The sequence below is a fragment of the Pseudomonas sp. GW823-FHT04A03 genome, assembly GCF_058796615.1.
The window spans coordinates 31,996-56,910 of sequence record NZ_JBXAIV010000011.1 but is presented as its reverse complement, the minus strand read 5'-3'; the positions used below and the strand labels follow the sequence as shown (position 1 = coordinate 56,910).

Annotated in this window: 21 protein-coding genes; 6 read left to right on the top strand and 15 right to left on the bottom strand. The window is 61.1% G+C overall.

Going from position 1 to position 24,915, the window contains the following annotated elements; translation table 11 throughout:
* Positions 1-142: 142 nt before the first annotated feature.
* The 9 genes from AC1Q9F_RS23150 to AC1Q9F_RS23110 all read right to left on the bottom strand — a co-directional run bounded on the left by AC1Q9F_RS23150 (position 143) and on the right by AC1Q9F_RS23110 (position 14,115).
* On the bottom strand, positions 143-3,745 hold the full coding sequence (locus tag AC1Q9F_RS23150) for a glycosyltransferase (protein WP_492621036.1): 3,603 nt from the start codon (positions 3,743-3,745) through the stop codon (positions 143-145).
* Between the two features lie 109 nt (positions 3,746-3,854).
* On the bottom strand, positions 3,855-5,423 hold the full coding sequence (locus AC1Q9F_RS23145; RefSeq protein ID WP_207985394.1) for a flagellar hook-associated protein 3: 1,569 nt from the start codon (positions 5,421-5,423) through the stop codon (positions 3,855-3,857).
* Positions 5,424-5,436: 13 nt separating this feature from the next.
* Positions 5,437-7,482 (bottom strand): flagellar hook-associated protein FlgK, encoded by a 2,046-nt coding sequence (gene flgK / locus AC1Q9F_RS23140; protein WP_207985393.1) that lies wholly within the window; start codon positions 7,480-7,482, stop codon positions 5,437-5,439.
* A gap of 21 nt (positions 7,483-7,503) precedes the next feature.
* Positions 7,504-8,796, bottom strand: a complete 1,293-nt coding sequence (flgJ, locus tag AC1Q9F_RS23135; RefSeq protein WP_207985392.1) for a flagellar assembly peptidoglycan hydrolase FlgJ — start codon at positions 8,794-8,796, stop codon at positions 7,504-7,506.
* Positions 8,797-8,807: 11 nt separating this feature from the next.
* Complete coding sequence (locus AC1Q9F_RS23130) at positions 8,808-9,896, bottom strand: flagellar basal body P-ring protein FlgI (protein ID WP_045121865.1); 1,089 nt, start codon at positions 9,894-9,896, stop codon at positions 8,808-8,810.
* A 27-nt stretch (positions 9,897-9,923) separates the two neighbouring features.
* The gene (flgH, locus tag AC1Q9F_RS23125) at positions 9,924-10,619 is read right to left on the bottom strand and encodes a flagellar basal body L-ring protein FlgH (RefSeq protein ID WP_085683025.1); all 696 of its coding nucleotides are present in this window, start codon (positions 10,617-10,619) and stop codon (positions 9,924-9,926) included.
* Positions 10,620-10,672: 53 nt separating this feature from the next.
* Positions 10,673-11,458 carry a flagellar basal-body rod protein FlgG gene (gene flgG, locus AC1Q9F_RS23120; protein WP_127797273.1) on the bottom strand — a complete coding sequence of 262 codons (786 nt, stop codon included), beginning with the start codon at positions 11,456-11,458 and terminating at the stop codon, positions 10,673-10,675.
* A gap of 45 nt (positions 11,459-11,503) precedes the next feature.
* Positions 11,504-12,244: a flagellar basal body rod protein FlgF gene (locus AC1Q9F_RS23115; RefSeq protein WP_007958343.1), complete on the bottom strand. Its 741-nt coding sequence runs from the start codon at positions 12,242-12,244 to the stop codon at positions 11,504-11,506.
* Positions 12,245-12,555: 311 nt separating this feature from the next.
* Entirely contained in the window at positions 12,556-14,115 is a 1,560-nt protein-coding gene (locus tag AC1Q9F_RS23110; protein ID WP_492621037.1) for a sigma-54-dependent transcriptional regulator, read from the bottom strand.
* Between the two features lie 280 nt (positions 14,116-14,395).
* On the opposite strand from AC1Q9F_RS23110, the gene phhA reads away from it, so the two are divergent.
* The 6 genes from phhA to AC1Q9F_RS23080 all read left to right on the top strand — a co-directional run bounded on the left by phhA (position 14,396) and on the right by AC1Q9F_RS23080 (position 18,818).
* Positions 14,396-15,187 (top strand): phenylalanine 4-monooxygenase, encoded by a 792-nt coding sequence (phhA, locus tag AC1Q9F_RS23105; RefSeq protein WP_039765515.1) that lies wholly within the window; start codon positions 14,396-14,398, stop codon positions 15,185-15,187.
* Between the two features lie 110 nt (positions 15,188-15,297).
* Positions 15,298-15,654 (top strand): 4a-hydroxytetrahydrobiopterin dehydratase, encoded by a 357-nt coding sequence (locus AC1Q9F_RS23100; protein ID WP_003222798.1) that lies wholly within the window; start codon positions 15,298-15,300, stop codon positions 15,652-15,654.
* On the top strand, positions 15,654-16,847 hold the full coding sequence (locus AC1Q9F_RS23095; protein ID WP_492621038.1) for an amino acid aminotransferase: 1,194 nt from the start codon (positions 15,654-15,656) through the stop codon (positions 16,845-16,847). Before AC1Q9F_RS23100 ends, AC1Q9F_RS23095 begins: the two co-directional genes overlap by 1 nt.
* 303 nt (positions 16,848-17,150) lie before the next feature.
* Positions 17,151-17,282, top strand: coding sequence for a hypothetical protein (locus tag AC1Q9F_RS23090; RefSeq protein ID WP_007958347.1), 132 nt, complete (start codon positions 17,151-17,153; stop codon positions 17,280-17,282).
* A 73-nt stretch (positions 17,283-17,355) separates the two neighbouring features.
* Positions 17,356-17,535 carry a hypothetical protein gene (locus tag AC1Q9F_RS23085; protein ID WP_007958348.1) on the top strand — a complete coding sequence of 60 codons (180 nt, stop codon included), beginning with the start codon at positions 17,356-17,358 and terminating at the stop codon, positions 17,533-17,535.
* A 95-nt stretch (positions 17,536-17,630) separates the two neighbouring features.
* Positions 17,631-18,818, top strand: coding sequence for an MFS transporter (locus AC1Q9F_RS23080; protein ID WP_207986181.1), 1,188 nt, complete (start codon positions 17,631-17,633; stop codon positions 18,816-18,818).
* Here AC1Q9F_RS23080 and arfB read toward each other — a convergent pair.
* The 6 genes from arfB to scpB form a co-directional block, all read right to left on the bottom strand.
* On the bottom strand, positions 18,815-19,228 hold the full coding sequence (gene arfB, locus AC1Q9F_RS23075; protein ID WP_011333010.1) for an alternative ribosome rescue aminoacyl-tRNA hydrolase ArfB: 414 nt from the start codon (positions 19,226-19,228) through the stop codon (positions 18,815-18,817). The genes AC1Q9F_RS23080 and arfB overlap by 4 nt on opposite strands.
* A 21-nt stretch (positions 19,229-19,249) precedes the next feature.
* Positions 19,250-19,945 (bottom strand): pentapeptide repeat-containing protein, encoded by a 696-nt coding sequence (locus tag AC1Q9F_RS23070; RefSeq protein ID WP_207985389.1) that lies wholly within the window; start codon positions 19,943-19,945, stop codon positions 19,250-19,252.
* A gap of 108 nt (positions 19,946-20,053) precedes the next feature.
* Complete coding sequence (locus tag AC1Q9F_RS23065; protein WP_129973378.1) at positions 20,054-21,469, bottom strand: amino acid permease; 1,416 nt, start codon at positions 21,467-21,469, stop codon at positions 20,054-20,056.
* Between the two features lie 848 nt (positions 21,470-22,317).
* Complete coding sequence (gene rluB, locus AC1Q9F_RS23060) at positions 22,318-23,535, bottom strand: 23S rRNA pseudouridine(2605) synthase RluB (protein WP_007958356.1); 1,218 nt, start codon at positions 23,533-23,535, stop codon at positions 22,318-22,320.
* A 154-nt stretch (positions 23,536-23,689) separates the two neighbouring features.
* On the bottom strand, positions 23,690-23,881 hold the full coding sequence (locus AC1Q9F_RS23055; RefSeq protein ID WP_007958358.1) for a DUF1289 domain-containing protein: 192 nt from the start codon (positions 23,879-23,881) through the stop codon (positions 23,690-23,692).
* 2 nt (positions 23,882-23,883) lie between these two features.
* Positions 23,884-24,915 carry an SMC-Scp complex subunit ScpB gene (scpB, locus tag AC1Q9F_RS23050; RefSeq protein WP_492621039.1) on the bottom strand — a complete coding sequence of 344 codons (1,032 nt, stop codon included), beginning with the start codon at positions 24,913-24,915 and terminating at the stop codon, positions 23,884-23,886.

Sequence of the window (24,915 nt, the reverse complement as noted above, 5' to 3'; positions counted from 1 at the left end):
TTGATATCGACAGAAAAAACCCATTGCTTGAGTCCGCCGGTAAAAAAAGTATCGCGATTGATACAAATACGATTTTTGCGGCGCAAAAAAAAACAGGCGACTCGAAAGTCGCCTGTTTTTCAGGGAGGTCCGCTTGAACCGGTCAGTCCGCCAGCCAACCTGCCTCCCAGTACCGCAGGTTATCGCCACGCAGCACGTAATCGCGCAGCACGACCTCACGCAACTCGTCGCCCATGCGATAGCTGGCGTCCGGATCGGCCAGGTGCATGCGGATTGCCTGCAGCCATTCGTCCGTGGTGTTGGTCTTGATCCGGGTGCACGGCAGGTAGCCGCGGTAGGCCTCGGTATCGGTGCAGATCACCGGATAACCGCAGGCGCCGTACTCCAGCAGACGCAGGTTGCTCTTGCAGTCGTTGAAGATGTGGAATTCCAGCGGCGCCAGCGCCAGGTCCAGATTGAGGCTGGCCAGTTTCGCCGGGTACGCATCGAGGGGAATCACACCATGGAACTCGTGCATGTAGGGAAGCAGGTCATCCGGGCACATGCCGAAAAAGACCCAGTCGACTTCATCCGCCAGTTCGCGCACGACATCGGCGATCACCGCCAGGTCACCATGGTGACTGGTGCCGCCACCCCAGCCGACACGCGGCTTTTTCGAAGTCCGGCGCAGGCTGCGCAGGTTGCTCCAGAACTCTTTCGCCAACATGTTCGGCACGACACGGATGTCGTGATGCATGTCCGACAATGCGTTGGCCAACGGCTGAGTGGAGACCACGACACGGTCGCACATGCCGATCGCACGACGAACGACACGCTCCATTTCATACTTGTCCGGCATGTTGCGGATATGCGCGTTGCGATGCGGAACATCGATGACGTAGTCATCCAGCTCGTAAATGCGCCGCGCCTTGAAGTAGTTGCCCAGCAACGGCATTTCATTGACCGGTGCTTCGGTATAACGCCCTTGCAGAACGATCACATCCGGCGCCATACGCTCGATTTCAACAATCGGCGGCAGGTTCACGCTGTAGCGGATATGACTCTGAACCCGGCCTGCCGCTTCGAGTTCGATCAGCGGTTGAGTGACACGGTAGTGGCCGATGGCGGATGCGTTGATCGGCAACCCGAGAATCTTCGGCAAGGTGCTATTGCACAAGGGGCTCCAACCCGTACGCAGGCCCGGCTCGAGCGTGAAGCTTGAGCCCGTGTGCTTGTGCAACGACAGATTGGGATTGTAGGCCGGGTCACGGGCAATGACCGGCAGCCAACGCTTGAAGAACGTTTCTTCCTGCTGACTGTGCGAGACCCCTTCCTCATCGTTGACCGCCTCCACCGGCTGCGCACCCAGCGCCAGCACTGCGTAAGGCGTCCACACCACCAGATAACCCTGCCGGGCTACGCGCAGTGCCAGGTCCACTTCATGCAGCATGTGCGGCAGGCTCTGCTCATCCATGCCATCAACCGCATCGAATACCGATTTGCGCACCATCAGGCAGTCAGCACCCACGGCGCTCAGATCCTGAACGGCCTGCAAGCGGAACATGTACCCGGGGGACTGCATGGCCTGACCATAAAACGGCAGGCCGGCCGTCCCCTGCAAACCGAGCACCAGCCCCGCGTGCAGAACATAGCCATCAGGGTTGAAGATCTTGGCGCCGACGATGCCGACTTCCGGGCGCTGGGCATGATTGAGCAACTCGTCGAGCCAGTCACCCTGAGTGATCACCGTGTAAGGGTTGAGCAGCAGCACATATTCGCCCCTCGCCTGGCCCACGGCAAAGTTGCGCATTGCGGCGAGGTTACCCTGCTGCGCGTACGTCAGCACCCGCACCCGCTCGCTGCCCAATTGCGCCATACCTTCCAGCCAGGCACGGGCCTCGGCGGTCTGGCTGCCATTGTCGACCAGCAACAACTCGTATTCGCTGTACGCGGTTTTTTCCAGCAGGCTCTCGACACAGCGTTGCAACGCCGCAATATGGTCGCGCGTCGAGATGATGATCGAGACCAACGGCCGATTCGCATGCCGATAATCGACTCGATTGAGCAGCTCGACGCTGCCGCGGCGCAGGTCGTGGGAGATTCCCAGGCGCTCAAGGTGCGCCGATAGCAATCGCGAGTTGTTTTGCGTCACCTCAGGCAGCGACAGCCACTGGGTCAGGTCGAATACCGACTCGATGGCAACCTCGGCCAGATGCCCGACCACCTGAGTGCCCTGATCCTCCACCATCCGCCACAGCATGTCGTGCGGCGCAAGCTCGGTGAACGTCGAGTCGAAACCGCCGAGCGCCAGAAAGGTGTCGCGCTGGAACGCCAGGGCGCGGCCGACATAAGGAAAGCTGCGCATCAGGTCCAGGTTGAAATCAGGCTTGAACGCCGGTCCGACCGGCTCACCCGCACGCAAACCGCCCTCATCGCTGTACACGGTGCGCAAGGCAGTGTCGAAGGCGATGCGCTCGGCCATCATCAGCAACGCAGGGGCCACCAGACGATCGCCGGCACGCAGCAGATAGAACCAGTCGGCGCCTTCCAGCTGCGGCAGCAGCTGATTGATCTGTTGCAGGTAATCGTCCTGCAACGGCAAATGAAACACTCGCCCATCCAGTGCCGGCTCCGCGCAATCGCTGGAAAGCACCAGTGTCAGTTCGGGCGGGTAATCCTGGGCGGCGAGGCTTTCCAGTGTGCGCTCCAGCGCCGCCGGACTGCCCTGCTCATCCACCACGATTGGCACGATGCGCGGCGTCGATGGCCAGCCCGCCAGAATGTCCGGCAGCAATCTGCGCTGGACGTCGCTGAGCGCGCGACACTCCAGCCATTGCGAATAGAGCTCGGAAAAACTCTGGCTCTTACTGCCGACTTGCCAAATCTGTGCACTCTGTTTGGTACCGAGCGTTCGGCTCAGGGGCAGCTCTTCCCAGACCCGCGGCGATTCGTCTGCCTTGAGCATCGGCACATGACGCACCCACCCCTTTGCAGGTGCCGACTCGCCACTGCGCGACTTGAGCATTTGCAGCAGCCATTGCTGCTCGACCCCCAGAGCATCCTTCATGGCTTGCTGGCCGCTCAGACGATCGGGATAAAGACGCTCGACACTCAAGACGTGGTTGGAGACGACCGCATTGCCGCGACGCAGCAAACACACGAACAGTGCAAAGTCGAGGCTCGCCACAAAGCAGTGGCCCGGTTGAGTCAAGGCCGGCAGTAATTCGACAATATCGGCGCGACGGAACAGGGCACTGCTGAAACCACCGAGGATGTTTGACGGAAACGTCTCGAAGAGGGCCAGCAGGTCGACACCCTTGAACAGACCACTGGTTGGCGACAGGGGCGTATTTTCCAGCCGCGAAGGCAACACCATGTCGTCGGCGTCCCAGAACAGACGCTGGGCCAGCACCAGGTTGACTTCGTCATGCCGGGCCAGCACATCGGCCTGGTGCTCGATACAGCTGGTGAACAGCTGATCGTCATCACACAGAAACTTGATGAATTCGCCCTGCGCCTGATCCAGGCAGGCTTGCAGATTGCCGACCATGCCCAGGGTGCGCGGGTTACGCACGTAATGCACGGCAACCCCGCTCTGCTCGATCATCGCCGCGACCATGGCCTCGATTTCAGGGCCACGACTGTCATCGCACACGATGATTTCGAGATTGCCATAACCCTGACTGACGGCGCTGCGCAATGCCCGTTCGAAAAAACGCGGATTGAAGGCTGGGATGACAAGACTGACGAGGGGAAGTGACTTCACGGCGGGCTCACAGGCGGTACGAGCCCGCTCGGTAAAGCGAGCCCATGAAACCGCTAAAAAACGTTAACTGAGGAACTGGGCAAACGGGCGCTTGCGCGCCCGTCCAGCATCAGATCTTGTTGAACAGACCCAACTGACTGATCTTGCTGAATGCCAATTGCGAGGCCTGCAACATGGTCTGCTGCAAGGTCAGGCGGGTCATCACTTCGGCCGGATCCGAATCGCGGATCGTGCCCTGGGTCATGGTGTTCGCCTGGACCAGGCTCTGGTTGGTGGTGGTCTGCTCATCCAGCGACTGTCCGCGAGCACCGATCGAAGTCACGGCAGCCCCGATCTGATTGGAAGCGCTGTCGAGGTTGCCCAGTGCCGATTCCATGGCACCCTGGAATTTCTGCTTGGTCACCGGATCAGCGTCGATCTGCCCGTTCAGCGCCGTGACCATCTGGCCCAGGGTGTCGAGCACGTTCTGGGTCTGGTGGTTGTTGGACTGGATCGAGAACTGATCGCCGGCGGCGGGTGCGCCACCGATAGCGAAAGTCACGCCCGCAGCGGTGGCGTTGCCACCGACCACGGTACCCGACGAGATCGGCTTGCTGTCGGCGGTGACAGGCGCCGCGTACAGGTCGAACGCGGTAGCGCTGGTGAACTTCAGGACCGCACCGCCGCCGGACGGGAAGGCGGCGTTGTAGGCCGCCTGGTTGGTCACGTTCGAACCGGTGATGACCGCGGTCGACGGGTTGCCCGGGCTGCGCGCAGTGGTGAACGAGTCAGGCGTAGCCGACAGCTGGAAGCTGTGACCGGCAATGACCGCATCCGCGTTGTCACCGGACTTGAGGTTGATGTTCAGCTTCAGATCGACGCCACGGAAGCTGACCGCCTGGTTCGCACCGTTGCTGTTGCTGATCACACCGTTCTTGCTGGCTTCAGCCGTCACGTCGTTGCCCAGGGCATCGGTGATTTTCAACTGGGTGCTGCTCAGGAAGCTGATCGTATAAGGCTGACCGCTTGCGAACTTGGCGTCATAGGTCGTACTGGAACCGATGGTACCGCTGGACAGCACCACGCGTCCGTCATCGACGAGCGGAGCCGTCATCGTGGTCTGGGTGCGGCTGGTGTTGATGGTCTGCTGGAATGCATCCCAACCGGTGGTGTTGGTGGCCACCGAAAGGCCGTCGCCAATGCCCAGATTGATCTGGGTCTGGTCGCCGTTGTAGGTGTAAGTGCCGTCGGCGTTCTGCGAGTACGGCGCGGTATCGGTCTTCGAACCGGAGAACAGGTAATTGCCGTTGGCATCCTTGGAGTTCATCAGGCCCAGCACCTGTTGCTGGATCTGGCCCAGCTCCGCCGCGTAGGCCTTGCGGTCTGCGTCGGTGGCGATGCCGTTGTTGGCGGCCAGACCGATTTCCTTCGCACGCTGCAAAGCGGTGGTGATGGAGTTCAGCGTGGACTCCTGCACGGTCAGCGCGCTTTTGGTGGAGTCGATGTTGCCCTGATACTGCTCAAGCACCGCGGCCTGCTGGCCGAGCTTCAGCAAGCGGCCGGCACCGATCGGATCGTCGGCGGCGGTGTTGATGCGCTGCAGGCTGCTGGCTTCGTTCGCGGTCGCGACAGCCTTGCTGTAGTTGCGCTGATATTGAGCAGCTTGCGTCGCGTAATACTGAGCGGTGGAAATGCGCATGAATTACGACTCCTTAAAGACTGTTGATCAGCGTGGCGAAGGTTTCCTGCGCAGCCTTGATGATCTGCGAAGACGCTGTGTAGTACTGCTGATACTTGACCAGGTTGCCGGTCTCTTCGTCCAGGTTGACCTGAGACAGAGAATCACGCGCGCCCTGCGCCTGATCCAGAATGGCCGTGGTGGCTGCGCTGTCGGATTTGCTCTGGGCGGCCTGGGTACCGACATTGGTCACCAGTTTGTTGTAGGCGTCAGTCAGGCTGATGCCCTTGCTCGCCGTGCCGGTGTCCACCGTCTGCTTGGTTTGCAGGCCAACCAGCGCCTGGGCGTTGCGGTTGTCCGAAGAGGCCGCACCGGTCAGGTTGATGGTGAAGGTTTCGCCGGACTTTGGCGTGGCGCTCACGGTGGTCTGCACGGTGAACGTCTTTTGCACGTTCGGGATGACGGAGGTGTCCATCACCGCAGCACCGGTGGAATCGACCATGCCGATCTTGAGGTTCAGGGTGTTGGCCTGACCGGGAACGATGACGCCGGAACCGATCGTGAAACCCTTGGAGTCGACCATGTTGTAAGTCTGGCTGCCACTGGTGGTGGCGCCGAACACCAGCTTGACCGGAGTCGAATACTTGAGCGCGTTCTGCAACTCCGTCTGCGACGCCGGGTTGTAGATATCGACAACGTCGGTCAGCGTCGGCTGGGTGTAGGTACCCGAGTTGTTGGCACTGGCCACGCCGGTCAGCGGTGCGGCTGCCGCGATTTTCTTCGGGTCGGTGAGCACGGTCTGAATGCTGGCCGCCGCGTTGCGGGTCGGGGTGACCTTGAACGTGTCGCCGGCGCTCAGGGCGCCACCGTTGAGGGACAGGGTAAAGCCGTCGATCACCGGAGGCGGCGTGGTCGTGGTGCTGAACGAACCCATGTCGGTGCCGTCGGAGCGCTTGACCGTGTAGTCGGTCGCGCTGGTGAAGGTCACCTGATAGTCGCTGGTGGTCAGCTTGCCGGTGTCCTTGATAGTGACATCAAGGTTGCCCGAACCTGCGCTGTTGCCGGACTGGGCGATGCTGCGCTGGCTGATCAGGGCGGCACTGTTGATGTTGTTGAAAATCGCCGCACCAAACTCACCGTTCTTGTCGATGCCCTGGGCCTGCTGACGATTGACCTGATCGGCGACGACCAGCGCCACACGGCCCAGTTCGTTGAGCGCAGGGTCGAGGACTTCCTTGCGATAGGTCAGCAGACCGCCGATTTCACCGCCGGTCATTGCCGAAGTGATGTCGATGGTGCTCGAACCGCGCTCCATCTGGATGCCCATGCGCGACGGGTCACCCTTGACCGGTACGGTGCTCAGGGTATTGGTGCTGTTACCGATAACCAACGGCTGGCCGCTGCCGATGTAGATGTCGAAGCTGGTGCCACGCTCGACGACTTGCGTACCGGTCAACTCGGAGAGCTGACGCACGGCTTCGTTACGGCTGTCGAGCAGGTCGTTCGGCTGGCCGCCGCTGCTGGAAATCTCGCCGATCTTCTGGTTCAGCGTGGCAATCGAGGTTGCCAGCTTGTTCACCTGAGACGCCATGTCGGACAGATTGCCGTTGAGCGAGGCGTTCTGATCGTTCATCTGCTTGGCCAGGGCATTGAAGCGACTGGTCAGCGCCTGCGCACCGGTCAGCACCGACTGACGAGATGTGTCGTCGGTCGCCGAAGTCGCTACGCCTTGCATCGAGGTGAAGAATTTCTGCAGCACGCCGGTCAGGCCGGTGTTGGTGTCGGACAGCGAACCATCCAGTGCCGTCGCCTGGGCACCGAAGGCGGCTGATTCGCTGTTGAGCGACGTGGCCGTACGCAGCTGCGATTCGAGGTAAGAGTTGTACACCCGGCGCACGTCGGCCAGGGTCGTACCGGTACCAATGAACACGTTACCGTACTGAATCGAGGACTTGGTGCCCTGCACGGTTTGCTGGCGTGAATAACCGGCGGTGTCGACGTTGGCAATGTTGTTACCTGTCACAGCCAGAGAGGATGAACTCGCGTTCAACCCCGACATCCCGATATTGAGCAAACTCATGATTCAAACCTTACCTTGTGTTTATAAGGGCGTTGTTGAAACGCCGGCCGCAGCGTAGTTCTGATTTACCGTCATCTGCTTGGCAATCTGCGAAATCTTCGTCGCGTAGTTCGGGTCGGTCGCGTAACCGGCCTTTTGCAACTCGCGTACAAACTGTTCTGGGTTATCGGCCGACTTCAGCACATCTTGATAGCGATTATTGCTCTGCAGCAAAGTCACCAGATCGTGGAAGCTGTCCTTGTACGAGGCGTAGGAACGGAACTCGGCCGTCTCCTTGACCATCTGCCCGTTGCGGAATTCGCTGGTGATCGCCCGGGCCGAATCGCCCTTCCAGTTGCTGCTCGCCTTGATGCCGAACAGGTTGTGACTGCTGCTGCCGTCCTGGGCGCGCATGACCGATTTGCCCCAGCCGGTTTCCAGTGCAGCCTGAGCCACCAGATATCGCGGATCGACGCCAATGCGTGCAGCGGCTTCCTGCGCCATCGGCAACATGGTGTTGACGAACTGGTCGGCGTTGCTGAACGCGCGCTTGGCCGGTGCCAGCGGGATCTGCGCCATGGCGCGACCGTAAATCTGCATCTGCCCGCCGGAGGCTTTGTCCGCCTCGGCGCGATCCAGCCAGTCGCCGTTGTACAACGGGCCGGAACCGGTGACAGCAGCGGTCGTGGCGCGTTGCGGCAGTTGAGTGGTCGCTGCCGGCGTGGCCGACGGCACCAGACCTGCGAGCAAGCGATCCGCCAGTTTCGGCGGCAACGCCAGACGACGCTTGTTGATCATTTCCATGTCGTTGCGATGGGTCAGTTCGGTGTTCGGCGCATGTCCCGAACGCGACGCCCACAGCGGACGCTCACCATTGAGTCGCGACAACGGGCCATTGGTGGCCACGGTGCCGGCAGCAATCGGCGTGGCCACGGCAGCGGCCTTGACCCTGGCTTCTTCCTGCTTGGCGGCGGACGCGGCCGCAGCCTCGCCCGGCGCCATCGGTTTGTTCTTCGACATCTGCTTGATCAGCACGTCGGCCAGGCCGATACCCCCGCCCTCGCGGGACATGGAAACCGCCAGTTGCTGGTCGTACATTTCCTGATACTGCTTGGCGGCCGGCGTATTGAGCGGATTGTCCTGGCCCAGCGCTTCGGTGGCCGAACGCATCGACTTGAGCATTTCACCGAGGAACAGCGATTCGAATTCCTGCGCAACCTTGCGCATGTTTGCGTCGCTGTTCTTGTCGCCGACCTTCAACTGGTTCAGACGATTGAGGTCGGAGTACGAACCCGAATCGCTGCTGCTGACCAGACCGCTTTTGCGCATATCCATGGTCGCCGTCCTCAGATCACGATCAGGTCGGCTTGCAACGCGCCGGCCTGCTTCAGAGCTTCGAGGATGGCCATCAGGTCACCCGGCGCTGCGCCGACCTGATTCACCGCCCGGACGATCTCGTCGAGAGTGGTGCCCGGGCCAAACTTGAACATCGGCTTGGCTTCCTGCTCGGCATTCACCCGCGAGCGCGGCACCACGGCGGTCTGGCCGTTGGACAGCGGGCCAGGCTGGCTGACGATCGGGTCTTCGGTGATGGTCACGGTCAGGCTGCCGTGAGTCACGGCGGCCGGCGACACCTTCACGTTCTGGCCGATGACGATGGTGCCGGTACGCGAGTTGATGATGACTTTCGCCACCGCCTGGCCCGGGTCGACTTCGAGGTTTTCCAGGATCGACAGGTAGTCGACACGCTGGCTCGGATCGAGCGGCGCGGTGACGCGGATCGAGCCGCCATCAATGGCCTGTGCCACGCCAGGGCCGAGCATGTCGTTGATCTTGTCGACGATGCGTTTGGCGGTGGTGAAGTCGGAACGGTTGAGGTTCAGCGTCAGGCTGTTGCCCTGGTTGAAACCGCTCGGCACCGAACGCTCGACCGACGCACCGCCAGGGATGCGACCGGCCGACGGAACGTTGACGGTGATCTTCGAACCGTCACGGCCTTCAGCGTCGAAACCGCCAACCACCAGGTTGCCCTGAGCAATGGCGTAGACGTTGCCGTCGATACCCTTGAGCGGGGTCAGCAACAGGGTGCCGCCGCGCAGGCTCTTGGAGTTACCGATGGACGAGACAGTGATGTCGACCTGCTGACCCGGTTTGGCGAACGCCGGCAGATCGGCACTCACCGATACCGCCGCAACGTTTTTCAGCTGCACGTTGCCCGATCCCGGCGGCACCTTGATGCCGAACTGCGAGAGCATGTTGTTGAAGGTCTGCAGGGTGAACGGGGTCTGCGTGGTCTGGTCGCCGGTGCCGTTAAGACCGACCACCAGGCCATAGCCGATCAACTGGTTGGAACGCACGCCGGAAATACTGGCGATGTCCTTCAACCGTTCGGCTTGTGCATTGAAGGCCGCCGACAGCAACAGCGCAGCCACCATAAAGCTTTTCAGATTCAACGTAGCCACCTAGAAAGGGAACAGCGGGCTGAGGAAGAAACGGTCGAACCAGCCTGGCTGACTCGCATCGGCGAACGAACCGGTGCCCGAATAGGTGATGCGTGCATCGGCAACCCGGGTCGAGGACACGGTGTTGTCGGTGGCGATGTCATCGGCCCGCACGAGACCGGCGATCCGCACCAACTCGTCGCCGGTGTTGAGGGTCATCCACTTCTCGCCACGCACGGCGATGATGCCGTTGGGCAGCACGTCGGCGACGGTCACGGTGATCGAGCCGGTCAGGGTGTTGCCCTGGGCCGCCTTGCTGTCACCCTTGGTCGCGCGGTCACCGCTGTAGCTGGCGCTCAGGCTCAGGTCGCCGTCACCGAACGGGCTGTTGGTGGTGGCGCTGCCGCCGAACAGCGACGTCAGACCGATGCCGGTCTTGCTGTTCTTGGCCACCTGCGAGTTGGCGTTCTTGCTGGCCTGAGTCTTCTCGTTCAGGGTGATGGTGATGATGTCACCGACCCGGAACGCCTTGCGGTCGCTGTACAGGTTCTGCTCGAAACCGGCCTGATAGATCGAGCCGTTGTTGGCGGCCGACGGCAACGGTGTGCGCGGCAACACCGGGGCGTAGTAAGGATCATTGGGCTTGGGCGTCGGAGCGACGCAGCCCGCGAGCGAGACGACCCCACTCAATGCCACTACAGATACAAAGCGCTTCATGACCCTTACCTCACGGTGTTGCAGGCGACCTCATGGCCGCCTCATAGACTTGATTACAGATTCTGCGTTACGAACGAGAGCATCTGGTCGGCGGTGGAGATCACCTTGGAGTTCATCTCGTACGCGCGCTGGGTGGTGATCATGTTGACCATCTCTTCCACGGTGCTGACGTTGGAGGTTTCCAGGGTGTTCTGCAGGGTGGTGCCGAAACCGTTCAGGCCCGGAGTACCGACTTGCGGTGCACCGGAAGCGGCGGTTTCCAGGAACAGGTTGTTGCCCACTGCTTGCAGACCGGCCGGGTTGATGAAGTCGGCGGTTTGCAGGTTGCCGATCACCTGAGCAGCCGGGTTACCCGGGACAGTGATCGACACAGTGCCGTCAGTACCGACAGTGAAGCTCTGGGCGTTGTTCGGAATGACGATGGCCGGCTCCAGGGCGAAACCGCTGGCGTTGACGATCTGGCCGTTGGAATCGAGGTGGAACGTACCGTCACGGGTGTAGGACGTGGTGCCGTCCGGCTGCAGGATCTGGAAGAAACCGCGACCGTCGATGGCCATGTCCAGTGGCTGCTCGGTGGCTTGCAGGCTGCCGGCGGTGAAGTTTTTCTGGGTGCCGACGATGCGCACACCGGTACCCAGTTGCAGACCCGACGGCAGTTCGCTGTCCTGGGTCGACTGGGCGCCTGGCTGACGCTTGATCTGGTACAGCAGGTCCTGGAACTCGGCGCGGTCACGTTTGAAACCCGTGGTCGACACGTTCGCCAGGTTGTTGGAAATGGTGGTCAGGTTGGTGTCCTGGGCGGACAGACCGGTTTTGGCAACCCATAGAGCCGGAAGCATTCGATTCTCCTCGTGCGCCTGTTTTACGGCGCGACGTTCTGATAATTAGCTGATCTGCAAGACCCGAGCCATGGCCTGGTCGTCGTCTTTGGCGGTGTTCATCATCTTGACGTGCAATTCGAATTGCTTGGCCAGGGCCAGCACCGACGTCATCTCTTCCACGGCATTGACGTTGCTCGACTCCAGGAAACCCGACACCAGTTTGACGTTGGCATCGGCCGGCGCAGGCTGGCCGTCCTTGGTGTAAATCGAACCGTCCAAGCCCTTGTTCATGTTCTTGATGTCCGGGTTGACCAGCTTGATCCGGTCGACTTCAGCCATGACGCGCGGGCCCTCGCCCATCGCACGGATACTGATGGTGCCGTCTTCACCGACTTCCACCTGCTGCTCCGGCGGCACGGCAATCGGCCCACCGTTGCCCATGACCGGCATGCCGTTGCCGGCACGCAATACGCCGAGGGCATCGATATTGAGGCTGCCGGTGCGCACGTAGCTTTCACCGCCATTAGGGTTCTGCACGGCGATCCAGCCGTTGCCGGACACGGCGACGTCGAGATCACGACCGGTCTGCACCAGCGAGCCCGGCGTGAAGTCGGTGGCGGGCCGTTCGCTCATGGCAAACGCACGCGCCGGAAAGCTGTCACCGAACACCGGCATCGAACGCGCCTGCTCCAGGTCGCGCTGAAAACCGTTGGTGGAGATGTTCGCCAGGTTGTTGGCATGAGCCTTTTGCGCCAGTGCGTTCTGGCTGGCGCCGGTCATTGCCACATAAAGGTACTTGTCCACACTCTTTCCTCTGCATGCCGGACGTTTGCCGCCCACCGCTGTACTGCTGAGCCATAAGCAATTTGCAGACCAACTTTTTTCTGGCGGCCGAAGGCCCGGTAAACAAAGGACTTGAGGGATTTTGCGAGGATGAGGGAAATGTATCGAAGTCGAAAAACCGGCGGTGTCATGCCGCTTGGCGGCAAACACCGACGCGGAGGTTGCCCGGACTACCGCTTTCGCGAGCAAGCTCGCTCCCACAAGAGATCGAATTTCAACTGTGGGAGCGAGCTTGCTCGCGATGAGGCCATCAGAAGCGATGTAATTACCGGTTAAGACTCACTCTTGCCGACTTCGTACTCACGCAGCTTGTTGGCAATCGTGGTGTGCGAAACCCCGAGCCGCCTGCCCAGTTGCCGGCTACTCGGATGCTCGGAATACAAGCGTTCCAGCACCGCCTTCTCGAAGCGCCCGACAATCTCGTCCAGCCCGCCTTCGAGGGAGAAATCGCCAAGCGGCTGACGCACGCCGTAATCCGGCAGGCGAATGTGCTCGGCCTTGACCGTGCCGCCGTCGCACAGCGAAACCGCCTGGAACAGCACGTTCTCGAGTTGCCGTACGTTGCCCGGCCAATGGTAGTGACTGAGCCGGTCCATCGCCGCCGGCGCCAGTTTCGGCAACGGGCAGCCGATCTGCCGGCTGGCCTGATCGAGGAAGTGCTCCACCAGCGGCGTCAAACCGTCGAGGCATTCGCGCAGTGGCGGGATGTGCAGCGACAGCACGTTCAAGCGGTGATACAGATCCTGGCGAAACTCGCCTCGTGCGCACAATTCCGACAGGTCGACCTGGGTTGCGCAGATCACCCGCACATCCAGGTAAACCTCTTCATCACTGCCCACCCGCCGGAAGCAACCGTCCTGCAGGAAACGCAGCAATTTCACCTGCAAGCGCGGGCTCATTTCGCCAACGCCATCGAGGAACAGAGTGCCGCCCGCCGTCAGTTCCAGCAGCCCGAGCTTGCCCTCGGCCCGTGCGCCTTCAAAGGCACCGGGGCCGTAGCCGAACAGTTCGGTCTCGGCCATCGACTCCGGCAGCCCCGCGCAGTTGAGCGCCATCAACGGCGACTGACCGCGTGGGCTCGCCAGGTGGCAGGCCCGCGCCAGCAATTCCTTGCCGGTGCCGGTTTCACCTTCAATCAACAACGGCGCATCCAGCGGAGCCATGCGCCGTGCTTCGCGCACCACCGCCGCCATTACTTTCGAGCTCTGGAAGATGCTGTCGAAGCCACGCAACTCTTGTTTGCGCACGTTATAGATGCGCTCGCCGACCCGGTCCGCCCGGTGCAATGTCAGCACGGCACCGGCCATGGCCTCGCTGTCGTCGTGTTCCGATTGCAGCGGCGCGATGTCGGCCAGAAAGATGTCGCCCTTGACCTTGACCCGCATGCCGTTGATTCGCGATTTGTTGGCGCGCACCAGTTCCGGCAAGTCGAAATCCTCGGCGTAACGCGACAACGGAATCCCCGGCACCTCGTCTACCCGCACCCCGAGCAACTGCGCCGCCGCACGGTTGGCCGCCACAATGGAACCGCCCATGTCGATCGACAGCACCGGGAACTCCAGCGCGCCGAGCAGCGCATTCAACTCCATGTGCCGCCGCTCGCTGGGCATCAGCCCTACTCGCTTGACGCCGAACACCCCGGCGATGGCCTCGAACTTGGGTCGCAGCGCCTGGAACTGAATGTTGATCAGGTTCGGGCAATGCAGGTAGATCGCGTTGCCATGCTCACCGCCCACCTCGCCACGGGCGACGTTGATCCCGTACTCCACCAGCAGATTGAGAATGTCGCGCAGGATGCCGATGCGGTTCTGGCAGTGGACTTTGATACGCATATAAAGGCCCGAAACAGGTGAAGAGGCGGTCTGACGCCGGAATTTTCTGCGCAGCGCGCAAGATAGTCGTCAAGATTATGTGACAGCCATCGGCCTTTTCAAACCCGACAGTCACCGCAAACACGACTTATCGCACGAAGCGTAACGAAAATTTTACGAATTAAAGAGACTTTTCCTACTTGAGCAGCCTTCAACCTGCTGCAACAACGAACGTTCCGGGGTATTTCTCAGTCCATCGCAGGACATAACAAGAACGAAATTCCCCTCGCAGGAGAGCAGTATGAAGCAGACGCAATACGTGGCCCGCGAGCCCGATGCGCAAGGTTTTATCGACTACCCCGCCGAAGAACACGCGGTGTGGAACACGCTGATCACCCGCCAGATGAAAGTGATCGAGGGTCGTGCGTGCCAGGAATACCTGGACGGTATCGAAAAACTCGGTCTGCCCCACGACCGCATTCCGCAACTGGGCGAGATCAACAAGGTGCTCGGCGAGACCACCGGTTGGCAGGTTGCCCGCGTTCCGGCGCTGATCCCCTTCCAGACCTTTTTCGAATTGCTCGCCAGCAAGCAGTTTCCGGTGGCCACGTTCATTCGCACCCGTGAAGAACTGGACTACCTGCAAGAGCCGGACATTTTCCACGAGATCTTTGGCCACTGCCCGTTGCTGACCAACCCGTGGTTCGCCGAATTCACCCACACCTACGGCAAACTCGGCCTGCAAGCGACCAAGGAAGAACGCGTTTATCTGGCGCGCCTGTACTGGATGACCATCGAGTTCGGCCTGGTCGACACCCCGCAAGGCAAACGCATCTACGGCGGCGGCATCCTGTCCTCGCCAAAAGAAACCGTTTATTCGCTGTCGGACGAGCCCGAGCATCAGGCCTTCGATCCGCTGGAAGCCATGCGCACGCCATACCGCATCGACATCCTGCAACCGCTGTATTTTGTCCTGCCGAACCTCAAGCGCCTGTTCGACCTCGCCCACGAAGACATCATGGCCATGGTCAAGCAAGGCATGCAGCTGGGTCTGCACGCACCGAAGTTTCCGCCAAAACCGAAAGCCGCGTGACCCGCGACTTTTGCTTACAAGTGAGTCTGTCCGTCGTCGCCACTTTGGTTTAGCGTGGCGACACTGACCGCCAATATAAAAAAACACCTTCAGATTTCAGGAAGTCCACCATGTCCACTTTGAACCAAGCCCATTGCGAAGCCTGCCGTGCCGATGCCCCACAAGTCAGCGATGAAGAACTGCCGATCCTGATCAAGCAGATCCCTGACTGGAACATCGAAGTACGCGACAGCATCATGCAGCTGGAAAAAGTCTTCCTGTTCAAGAACTTCAAGCACGCGCTGGCCTTCACCAACGCCGTCGGCGAGATCTCCGAGGCCGAAGGTCACCACCCGGGCCTGCTGACCGAGTGGGGCAAAGTCACCGTGACCTGGTGGAGCCACTCGATCAAGGGCCTGCACCGCAACGACTTCATCATGGCCGCGCGCACTGACGAAGTGGCCAAGACTGCAGAAGGACGCAAGTAATGCACTTCGACGCCATCGGCCGGGTGCCCGGCGACCCGATCCTCGGCCTGATGGAGGCCTACGCGCAGGACTCCAACCCGCGCAAGTTCGACCTCGGCGTGGGCGTCTACAAGGATGCCCAGGGCCTGACACCGATTCCCGAAGCGGTGAAAATCGCCGAGGCGCGACTGGTCGAGAGCCAGGACACCAAGACCTACATCGGTGGCCACGGCAATCCGCTGTTCGGCAAAGTCATCAATGAGCTGGTGCTCGGTGCCGATTCGGCACTGATCGCCGAGCAACGTGCCGGCGCCACACAGACCCCGGGCGGCACTGGCGCCCTGCGTCTGGCGGCGGATTTCATCGCGCAATGCCTGCCGGGCAAAGGCGTCTGGCTGAGCAACCCGACCTGGCCGATCCACGAAACGATTTTCGCGGCCGCCGGGGTCAAGATCAGCCATTACCCGTATGTCGGCAGCGACAACCGCCTCGATGTCGACGCGATGCTCGCCGTGCTCAACGAAGTGCCGAAAGGTGATGTGGTGCTGCTGCACGCGTGCTGCCACAACCCGACCGGTTTCGACCTGAGCCACGACGACTGGCATCGCGTGCTGGATGTGGTGCGCAGCCGTGATCTGCTGCCACTGATCGACTTTGCCTACCAGGGTTTTGGCGACGGTCTGGAGCAGGATGCGTGGTCGACCCGGCTGTTTGCGGCCGAGTTGCCTGAACTGCTGATCACCAGCTCCTGTTCGAAGAACTTCGGCCTGTACCGCGACCGCACCGGTGCGTTGATCGTCAGCGCGAAAACCGCTGACAAGCTCATCGACATCCGCAGTCAGCTGGCGCACATCGCCCGTAACGTGTGGTCGACGCCGCCGGATCACGGCGCGGCCGTCGTCGCCACAATCCTCGCCGACCCGGAGCTGAAACGCCGCTGGGCCGACGAAGTGGAAGCGATGCGTCTGCGCATCGCCCAGTTGCGCAGCGGTCTGGTGGACGCGCTGGAACCGCACGGCCTGCGCGAGCGTTTTGCGCACATCGGCGTGCAACGCGGGATGTTCTCCTACACCGGCCTGTCGCCGGAACAGGTGAAAAACCTGCGCGAGCATCACAGCGTGTACATGGTCAGCTCGGGCCGGGCCAACGTCGCCGGGATTGATGCGACGCGCCTCGACCTGCTGGCGGAAGCGATCGCTACCGTCTGCAAATAATCCCATCCATGATCGTTCCCACGCTCTGCGTGGGAATGCAGCCCGGGACGCTCTGCGTCCCTGCCGAAGCGGACGCAGAGCGTCCATTGAGGCATTCCCACGCGGAGCGTGGGAACGATTAGGCACGGAACATGGTGTCGGATCAGGGCTGCGTCACACTGTCGCACTTGTCTAGACAATCCCGCCCGTCGAAACAAATGGATTTAAAAATCTGTTTGTCACTTTTCCTGCTGTATCCTTCGCAAGCTTTCTGAAAGCGCGGATCTACCAGATCTATCAACAGACTTAGCGAGGAGCGCAACCATGCACGAGATTCCGAATCTCCCCTTCCCAAGCCTGCACGAAACTGAGCAGACGACCACGCAACAAGCCGGTGCCCAACAGCCCGAGCCGAAAGAAGCCGCCGAGAGCCGTCCGGCCGACAGCGAAGAGTAGGCAACACCCGCCGTACAGACCGTGTGGAAAGCGCTAACATGCGCTTTCCACACTGCCTGAAACCTGAGCCGCCATGTCCAAAGAATTCGATGAACAACAGGCCGAGATCCTGATCGGTGCCACCGAAAAGATGATCGAGATCTGGAGCCGTCTCTCGCCCGAGAAACAGGCCGCCCTGCTCGCCCGTTTCGGCAGCGAAGAAAACGCGCTGGCTGCATTGGTCACCACGCAATTGGTCGCTCCGGCCAAATAGTTTTACTTTTCCCCGCCCCAGACGCGTCCGCATCGGTATCATGAGCAGCCTATCTATTCTGCTCTTCCCGTGGATCGTAATTCATGTCGTCCTCAATGCCAGAACCCCAGCGTCCCCTGGCGGTCACGCTGCAAGTCGTTTCCATCGTCCTGTTCACCTTCATCGGCTACCTGAACATCGGCATTCCGCTGGCGGTGCTGCCCGGCTACGTTCACAGCGACCTGGGCTTCGGCGCGGTCATCGCCGGGCTGGTGATCAGCGTGCAATACCTGGCCACCCTGCTCAGCCGTCCGTATGCCGGCAAAATCATCGACAATCAGGGCAGCAAACGTGCGGTGATGATTGGTCTGGCCGGTTGTGGCTTGAGCGGTGTGTTCATGCTGATTTCGGCGTGGACACCCAATCTGCCGCTGCTCAGCCTGATCAGCCTGTTCGTCGGCCGTCTGGTGCTGGGCAGCGCTGAAAGCCTGGTCGGCTCAGGCTCGATCGGTTGGGGCATCGGCCGCGTCGGCGCCGCCAACACCGCCAAAGTCATCTCGTGGAACGGCATCGCCAGTTATGGCGCGCTGGCGGTCGGTGCGCCGCTCGGGGTGTGGCTGGTCAGCCGTTTCGGTCTGTGGAGCATGGGCGTAAGCATTCTGCTGCTGGCCACGCTGGGACTGCTGCTGGCCTGGCCGAAAACCGCCGCACCGATCGTGGCCGGCGAGCGTCTGCCGTTCATGCACGTGCTGGGGCGCGTCTTCCCGCACGGCTGCGGACTGGCATTGGGCTCGATCGGTTTCGGCACCATCGCCACCTTCATCACCCTGTATTACGCCACGCAGCACTGGGATAACGCGGTGCTGTGCCTGAGCCTGTTCGGCGCCAGCTTTATCGGCGCGCGACTGCTGTTCGGCAACCTGATCAACCGCCTCGGCGGCTTTCGTGTGGCGATTGCCTGTCTGTCGGTGGAAACGCTGGGCCTGCTATTGCTGTGGCTCGCGCCGGACGCGCACTGGGCATTGGCCGGTGCGGCATTGAGCGGTTTCGGTTTCTCGCTGGTGTTCCCGGCGCTGGGCGTGGAAGCCGTGAACCTGGTGCCCGCCTCCAGCCGTGGCGCGGCGGTCGGGGCCTATTCGTTGTTCATCGACTTGTCGCTGGGCATCACCGGGCCGCTGGCGGGTGCGATTGCTGCTGGCTTCGGTTTTGCCTCGATCTTCCTGTTCGCCGCCCTCGCCGCGCTGAGCGGCCTGGGATTGAGCGTCTACCTCTACCGCCACACGGCGAAGTACCGCGAAGACTAGAAATCCACCTTGCCGCGCCCGGCCTTGATGCTGCCGCGCTTGGTTTTCGATTCGAGCCGACGCTTCTTTGAACCCAGCGTCGGCTTGGTCGGCCGGCGCTTCTTCTCGACCTTGGTGGCGCTGAGGATCAGCTCGGTCAGACGCTCCAGCGCATCGGCGCGATTCTGTTCCTGCGTGCGGTACTGCTGAGCCTTGATGATCAACACGCCGTCGCCGGTGATGCGACTGTCGCGCAGCGCCAGCAGCCGCTCCTTGTAGAACTCGGGCAAGGACGAGGCCGGAATGTCGAAGCGCAGGTGCACGGCGCTGGAGACCTTGTTGACGTTCTGCCCTCCGGCGCCCTGGGCGCGGATGTACGTCAGTTCAATCTCGGCATCCGGCAGATGCACGTTGTTGGAAATCACCAGCATGGAAACTCTACCTTCAAGTCGCTAAGCGACAGACAACCCCAGTTCGGACAACAGCATCGACGCCTGGGCCCGGGAAATCACCGCCCCTTTGAACAGTTTGGCATCGTTGAGCCGAAAGCCGCTCAAATCGGCACCGCGAAGATCGGCATCGGTAAACCTGGCGCCATTGATCCGTGCGTGAGCCAGGCTGCACTCGACGAACTCCGCCTTGCGAAAGTCTGCATCGCTCAAGTCCGCATCGGAGAAATCCAGACCGTTCAACGTCGTGCGGGCGAATGACATGCCGGCCAGAAATGCACTGTTGAGCCGGGTCTCACTGAACGACAGACCCAGACTGGAAGTGTGACTGAAGTTGGCACCGGTCAGCTTGCAACCCGTGAAAGCGACCTGCGCCAGTTTCGCCCGCTGCCAGCGTGTGTTGTTCAAATCGCAACTGCTGAACAAGGCCTCCAGCAACTGCGCCGCTTCGAACACCGCGTGGGCACCCCGGCAGCCCTTCCATTGAGTCGCTTCGAGGCGGGCACCGAGAAATTGCGTGCGCAGCAGAATGCAGCGCTGGAACTCGGCGCGATCCAGCGTCAGTCGCGACAGATCGACATCGGTGAAATCCACCCCGATAAACCGCAGCGGCAAGCGCTGGGACGCGATCAACGCCTGCACATCATCACGCGTCAGCGCGTCTCCCTCGACCTCGTAGTGCGTTTGCACCTGATCCATGCCCGACTCCCTCGCGATTCAATTGGCGCCGGCAGTCTATCGTCACTTCGCGTAGGACCGGGCACAAAATAGCCGACAGAAGTCGGCTATTTTGTTGTCGTCCGTTGCCTACTTGGCCGCGGCCCCAAGCACCGCGCGTTGATCGCTGCGCTTGTTCTTGATCACGTAGCAGACCCACATGAACACCACCCACACCGGGATCGCGTACACCGAGATCTGGATGCCCGGGATCAGCAGCATCACGCCGAGGATGAACAGAACGAACGCCAGGCAGATGTAGTTGCCGTACGGGTACCACAACGCCTTGAACAACGGCTTCTGGTTGGTCTTGTTCATGTGCTGGCGGAACTTGAAGTGCGAGAAGCTGATCATCGCCCAGTTGATCACCAGCGTTGCAACCACCAGCGACATCAGCAGTTCCAGCGCGTGTTGCGGGATCAGGTAGTTGAGCAGCACCGCCACCAGAGTCACGGCCGCCGACGCCAGGATCGAACGCACCGGCACGCCGCGCTTGTCGATCTTCGCCAGCGCTTTCGGCGCATCGCCCTGCTCGGCCATGCCCAGCAGCATGCGGCTGTTGCAGTAGGTGCCGCTGTTGTACACCGACAATGCCGCGGTCAGGACCACGAAGTTGAGGATGTGCGCAGCGGTGTTGCTGCCAAGCATCGAGAACACCTGCACGAACGGGCTGCCGCTGTAGGAATCGCCCGAAGCGTTGAGGGTTTCCAGCAGGCTGTCCCATGGGGTCAGCGACAGCAGGATCACCAGTGCGCCGATGTAGAAAATCAGGATCCGGTAGATCACCTGGTTGATCGCTTTCGGGATCACGGTTTTCGGCTTGTCGGCTTCGGCTGCGGTGAAGCCGAGCATTTCCAGACCGCCGAAGGAGAACATGATGATCGCCATGGCCATCACCAGACCACTGACGCCGTTCGGGAAGAAGCCACCGTGGGACCACAGGTTGCTAACGGCCGCCTGCTCGCCGCCATGGCCGCTGACCAGCAGGTAGCTGCCGAGGGCGATCATGCCGACGATCGCCACGACCTTGATGATCGCGAACCAGAATTCGGCTTCACCGAAGACTTTGACGTTGGCCAGGTTGATCGCATTGATCAGCACGAAGAACGCGGCAGCGGTGACCCAGCTCGGGATCTCCGGCGCCCAGTAGTGGATGTATTTGCCGACCGCGGTCAGCTCCGACATGCCCACCAGGATGTACAGGATCCAGCAGTTCCAGCCCGACAGGAAGCCGGCGAATCCGCCCCAGTATTTGTGCGCAAAGTGGCTGAAGGAGCCGGCCACCGGCTCTTCGACGATCATTTCGCCGAGCTGGCGCATGATCATGAAGGCGATGAAGCCGCAGATGGCATAGCCGAGGATCATCGACGGGCCGGCGGACTTCAGCACCCCGGCCGAGCCGAGGAACAATCCGGTACCGATCGCGCCACCGAGGGCGATCAGTTGAATATGGCGATTTTTCAGGCCGCGTTTCAGCTCGCCTGATTGCGAGTTTTGTCCACTCATGAAAAAGGTCTCACGCAAGGTTTGATGATGTTCAGTAGACGTTGCTGCAAGGTTGCGATTTCAGCCAACCTTGATCAAACCCCAGCGCAGGCACCAGGAATTCAGCTTTTTTACAACGGTCATGCGTCACCTGTTTGTTTTTATCTGTGACGAAATCGAACCCGACACGCTTATGACGCGGCGGAGTGAACAAGGCGGATAAACCTTGAGGTTTGCGCGATTACGCAGAGGGTCACAGTTAAAACGCGGCGCATTGTACACCGCTAACCCCCTGCTGCCAGACCTCGCCGGATCAGCGTGTCGGTTGCCGGGATTGCATGTGTCCACCCCGGGAGGCCCGGGCGGCTGCAAAAATTGAGTCAGGCCTTTGCAGGCCATCGGCGTGGACGATGGAAAATCCGCCCCACGTGGAGAAGTGAAATTGGATAACGGCGTTCATTGCGCCTCCTTCTTGTTATGCACCTGCACGACAGGCATGCAGCGCATCTCACCTTCCAACCGACGCTGAAACAAGCGCGCCAGAGCGCTGCGCAAGGCCCGGCGGGCCTGGCTCCGGCAGATTTTCCTTACAGCCTGACAGAGACACCCGATTCACGGGACTGCGACGGCTTTTTCGTAAATATTCACTGACAGTGCGTAACGTAAAGTTTCCACTCCAGACCCATCGAAGTGCCCTCCGGTGATTGACGTTAGCTGGCTAACTATTTGAAAGGCGTTAAGTTTTTTGTTTTAAAACAAGAAAAACACGCCTGAAAAAAAGAAATAAAAAGTCCAAAAAAAAACGCCAACCCTGAGGTTGGCGTTTCTGTTTTCAGCTTAAAGCTTGCCGCTCGAAGCTTACAGAGGCCTTATTCCGGCTTCTTGCGGCCGAAACCCGGACGCTGGCCGGAACCAGCCGGTGCGCCACGGCGCTTGCCCGACGGTTTGTCATCATCAGCCAGCTTGATGCCTGGACGCTTCGGCGATGGCTTGGACGGACGTTTGGTGTCGACTGGACGATCCGCCACCGGCGTACCGCGACCTTCGCCCCGCTCGGTACGGCCATTGGCCGGACGCGGCGTGCGTGGACCGCGCTCGCCATCCGGACGCGCTGCCGGCTTGCGACCTGGACGCTCGCCTTCGATCTGCGGCTCGCGGACCGGACGCGGACCGGCGCCAATCGGTGCACCGTTGGCCGGACGCAGGGTGCGCACGCGCTCGGTACGGGCCATCGGACGCGACGACTTGCGCTGCATGCGGTCGAGCTTGTCTTTGCTCTTGGCGTTCAGTTGCGGCATGGCCACCGGGGTCAGGCCGACTTCGGCGCTCAGCACGTCGACTTCGTACTGGCTCATTTCGCGCCAGCGGCCCATCGGCAGGTCGGAGTTGAGGAACACCGGACCGAAACGCACGCGCTTCAGACGGCTGACCACCAGGCCCTGAGATTCCCACAGACGACGTACTTCACGGTTACGGCCTTCCATCACCACGCAGTGATACCAGTGGTTGAAGCCTTCGCCGCCCGGTGCCTGTTGAATGTCGGTGAAACGCGCCGGGCCGTCTTCCAGCACAACGCCGGCCTTCAGGCGCTCGATCATTTCGTCGTCGACTTCGCCACGCACACGCACCGCGTACTCACGGTCCATCTCGTAGGACGGGTGCATCAGGCGGTTGGCCAGTTCACCGTCGGTGGTGAACATCAGCAGACCGGTGGTGTTGATGTCGAGACGACCGATGTTGATCCAGCGGCCTTCTTTCGGACGCGGCAGCTTGTCGAACACGGTCGGACGGCCTTCCGGGTCGTCACGGGTGCAGATCTCGCCATCGGGCTTGTTGTACATGATCACGCGGCGAACCGACTCGGCGGCTTCTTCGCGCTTGATGACCTTGCCATCGATGGTGATGGCGTCGTGCATGTCGACACGCAGGCCCAAAGTGGCGTCTTTGCCATTGACCTTGATCCGGCCGGCAGCGATCCAGGATTCGACGTCACGGCGCGAGCCGACGCCGATACGGGCGAGGACTTTCTGCAGCTTTTCGCCTGCTGGGCCGATTTCCTGGTCGTCTTTCTGATTGATGTCACTCATCTGGGCACCTCCCGGTGTGGTCTGTTCAGCGGCGCTGAATTGAGCCGCTGAAGCGTTGAAATCTGGGTTTTCGGGCGAAGGGATCGCCGAAGGGTCGCGAATCATACGCGGATGTGGCCGCGCGCGCATCAGAGACTAGTCGATCAGGCCAAGGTTATTTCTTTTTCCGCCGACCGGTGGCCCCGAGCTTGATCAGACGCAGCGCGGCCTCGGCCAGCACAGTGCGTTTGTCGTCCTTGTCGAGTTTCTTCCACGCCCTGATCTCGCGCTTGCTGCGGCCGCAACCGAGGCAGATGTCGTCGCTGAACTTGCAGACGCTGATGCACGGATCCTTGGTCGAGCTCATGCTCAATCCTCGAACTCGCGGCGTTCGGCTTCGATGGCTTCGGCCAGGGCGCGGGCTTCGGCTTCCTCTTCGCTCAGTTCTTCCTCGGCGGCGGGTTCTGGCGCGGGCTGTTCAAGCCGGGCGACGGCAGCCAGCAGCTTTTCCCGGGCTTCGGCCACGCCGAGCACATCGTCTTCCTGCTCGGGCTCTGGCTCGAATTCTGACTCGGACTCAAATTCAGGCTCGAATTCAGGCTCAAAATCAGATTCTGGCTCACCCTCAACCGACGGCTCGACCGGATCGGATTCAAACCCGCTCGGCTTCGATTCACCGTCCAGCCCATCACGCAGCAAGTCGTCGAAGTCGGTCTTGATCCCCTCCTCCATGCTGTCCAGTTCCAGCAACAAGGTGTGGAAACTGGTTTCTTCCTTCGGTTCTTCCGGCTCGGCACTGGCGTCGGCCAGCTCCTGCAAGCCCGGCGGCACCGGGGCGTCGTCAAAGTCGAGCACCGGATCCGCCTCGATCTCGCGCAACTCGGCCAACGGCGGCAGGTCGTCGAGGTTCTTCAGGTTGAAGTGATCAAGAAACGCCTTGGTGGTGGCGAACATCGCCGGTTTGCCCGGCACGTCGCGGTAACCGACGATGCGGATCCACTCGCGCTCCATGAGCGTCTTGACGATGTTGGTATTGACCGCCACGCCCCGCACGTCCTCGATCTCGCCCCGGGTGATCGGCTGGCGATAGGCGATCAGCGCCATGGTTTCCAGCAGTGCCCGGGAATAGCGCTGCGGACGTTCTTCCCACAGTCGACCGACCCACGGCGCAAACTTCTCGCGGATTTGCAGGCGATAGCCGGAGGCGACTTCCTTGAGCTCGAACGCCCGGCCCTCGCAGGATTTGCCGAGCAGGGTCAGGGCTTTCTTGAAGACCGGCGGCTCCGGGCGTTCACCTTCTTCGAACAGTTCATACAGGCGCTCGAGGGATTGCGGCTTTCCCGAGGCCAACAGAAAGGCTTCAAGCAGGGACGCCAGCTCGCGGGGTTCAGTCAGGTTCAT

What these genes read in the sequence shown, in the direction of transcription:
- AC1Q9F_RS23145 (WP_207985394.1), bottom strand. Translation starts at nt 5,423, where the DNA reads ATGCGCATTTCCACCGCTCAGTATTACGCGACGCAAGCTGCTCAATAT.
- flgK (WP_207985393.1), bottom strand. Translation starts at nt 7,482, where the DNA reads ATGAGTTTGCTCAATATCGGGATGTCGGGGTTGAACGCGAGTTCATCC.
- flgJ (WP_207985392.1), bottom strand. Translation starts at nt 8,796, where the DNA reads ATGGATATGCGCAAAAGCGGTCTGGTCAGCAGCAGCGATTCGGGTTCG.
- AC1Q9F_RS23130 (WP_045121865.1), bottom strand. Translation starts at nt 9,896, where the DNA reads ATGGTGGCTGCGCTGTTGCTGTCGGCGGCCTTCAATGCACAAGCCGAA.
- flgH (WP_085683025.1), bottom strand. Translation starts at nt 10,619, where the DNA reads ATGAAGCGCTTTGTATCTGTAGTGGCATTGAGTGGGGTCGTCTCGCTC.
- flgG (WP_127797273.1), bottom strand. Translation starts at nt 11,458, where the DNA reads ATGCTTCCGGCTCTATGGGTTGCCAAAACCGGTCTGTCCGCCCAGGAC.
- AC1Q9F_RS23110 (WP_492621037.1), bottom strand. Translation starts at nt 14,115, where the DNA reads ATGCGTATCAAAGTCCACTGCCAGAACCGCATCGGCATCCTGCGCGAC.
- phhA (WP_039765515.1), top strand. Translation starts at nt 14,396, where the DNA reads ATGAAGCAGACGCAATACGTGGCCCGCGAGCCCGATGCGCAAGGTTTT.
- AC1Q9F_RS23100 (WP_003222798.1), top strand. Translation starts at nt 15,298, where the DNA reads ATGTCCACTTTGAACCAAGCCCATTGCGAAGCCTGCCGTGCCGATGCC.
- AC1Q9F_RS23095 (WP_492621038.1), top strand. Translation starts at nt 15,654, where the DNA reads ATGCACTTCGACGCCATCGGCCGGGTGCCCGGCGACCCGATCCTCGGC.
- AC1Q9F_RS23090 (WP_007958347.1), top strand. Translation starts at nt 17,151, where the DNA reads ATGCACGAGATTCCGAATCTCCCCTTCCCAAGCCTGCACGAAACTGAG.
- AC1Q9F_RS23085 (WP_007958348.1), top strand. Translation starts at nt 17,356, where the DNA reads ATGTCCAAAGAATTCGATGAACAACAGGCCGAGATCCTGATCGGTGCC.
- AC1Q9F_RS23080 (WP_207986181.1), top strand. Translation starts at nt 17,631, where the DNA reads ATGCCAGAACCCCAGCGTCCCCTGGCGGTCACGCTGCAAGTCGTTTCC.
- arfB (WP_011333010.1), bottom strand. Translation starts at nt 19,228, where the DNA reads ATGCTGGTGATTTCCAACAACGTGCATCTGCCGGATGCCGAGATTGAA.
- AC1Q9F_RS23070 (WP_207985389.1), bottom strand. Translation starts at nt 19,945, where the DNA reads ATGGATCAGGTGCAAACGCACTACGAGGTCGAGGGAGACGCGCTGACG.
- AC1Q9F_RS23065 (WP_129973378.1), bottom strand. Translation starts at nt 21,469, where the DNA reads ATGAGTGGACAAAACTCGCAATCAGGCGAGCTGAAACGCGGCCTGAAA.
- rluB (WP_007958356.1), bottom strand. Translation starts at nt 23,535, where the DNA reads ATGAGTGACATCAATCAGAAAGACGACCAGGAAATCGGCCCAGCAGGC.
- AC1Q9F_RS23055 (WP_007958358.1), bottom strand. Translation starts at nt 23,881, where the DNA reads ATGAGCTCGACCAAGGATCCGTGCATCAGCGTCTGCAAGTTCAGCGAC.
- scpB (WP_492621039.1), bottom strand. Translation starts at nt 24,915, where the DNA reads ATGAACCTGACTGAACCCCGCGAGCTGGCGTCCCTGCTTGAAGCCTTT.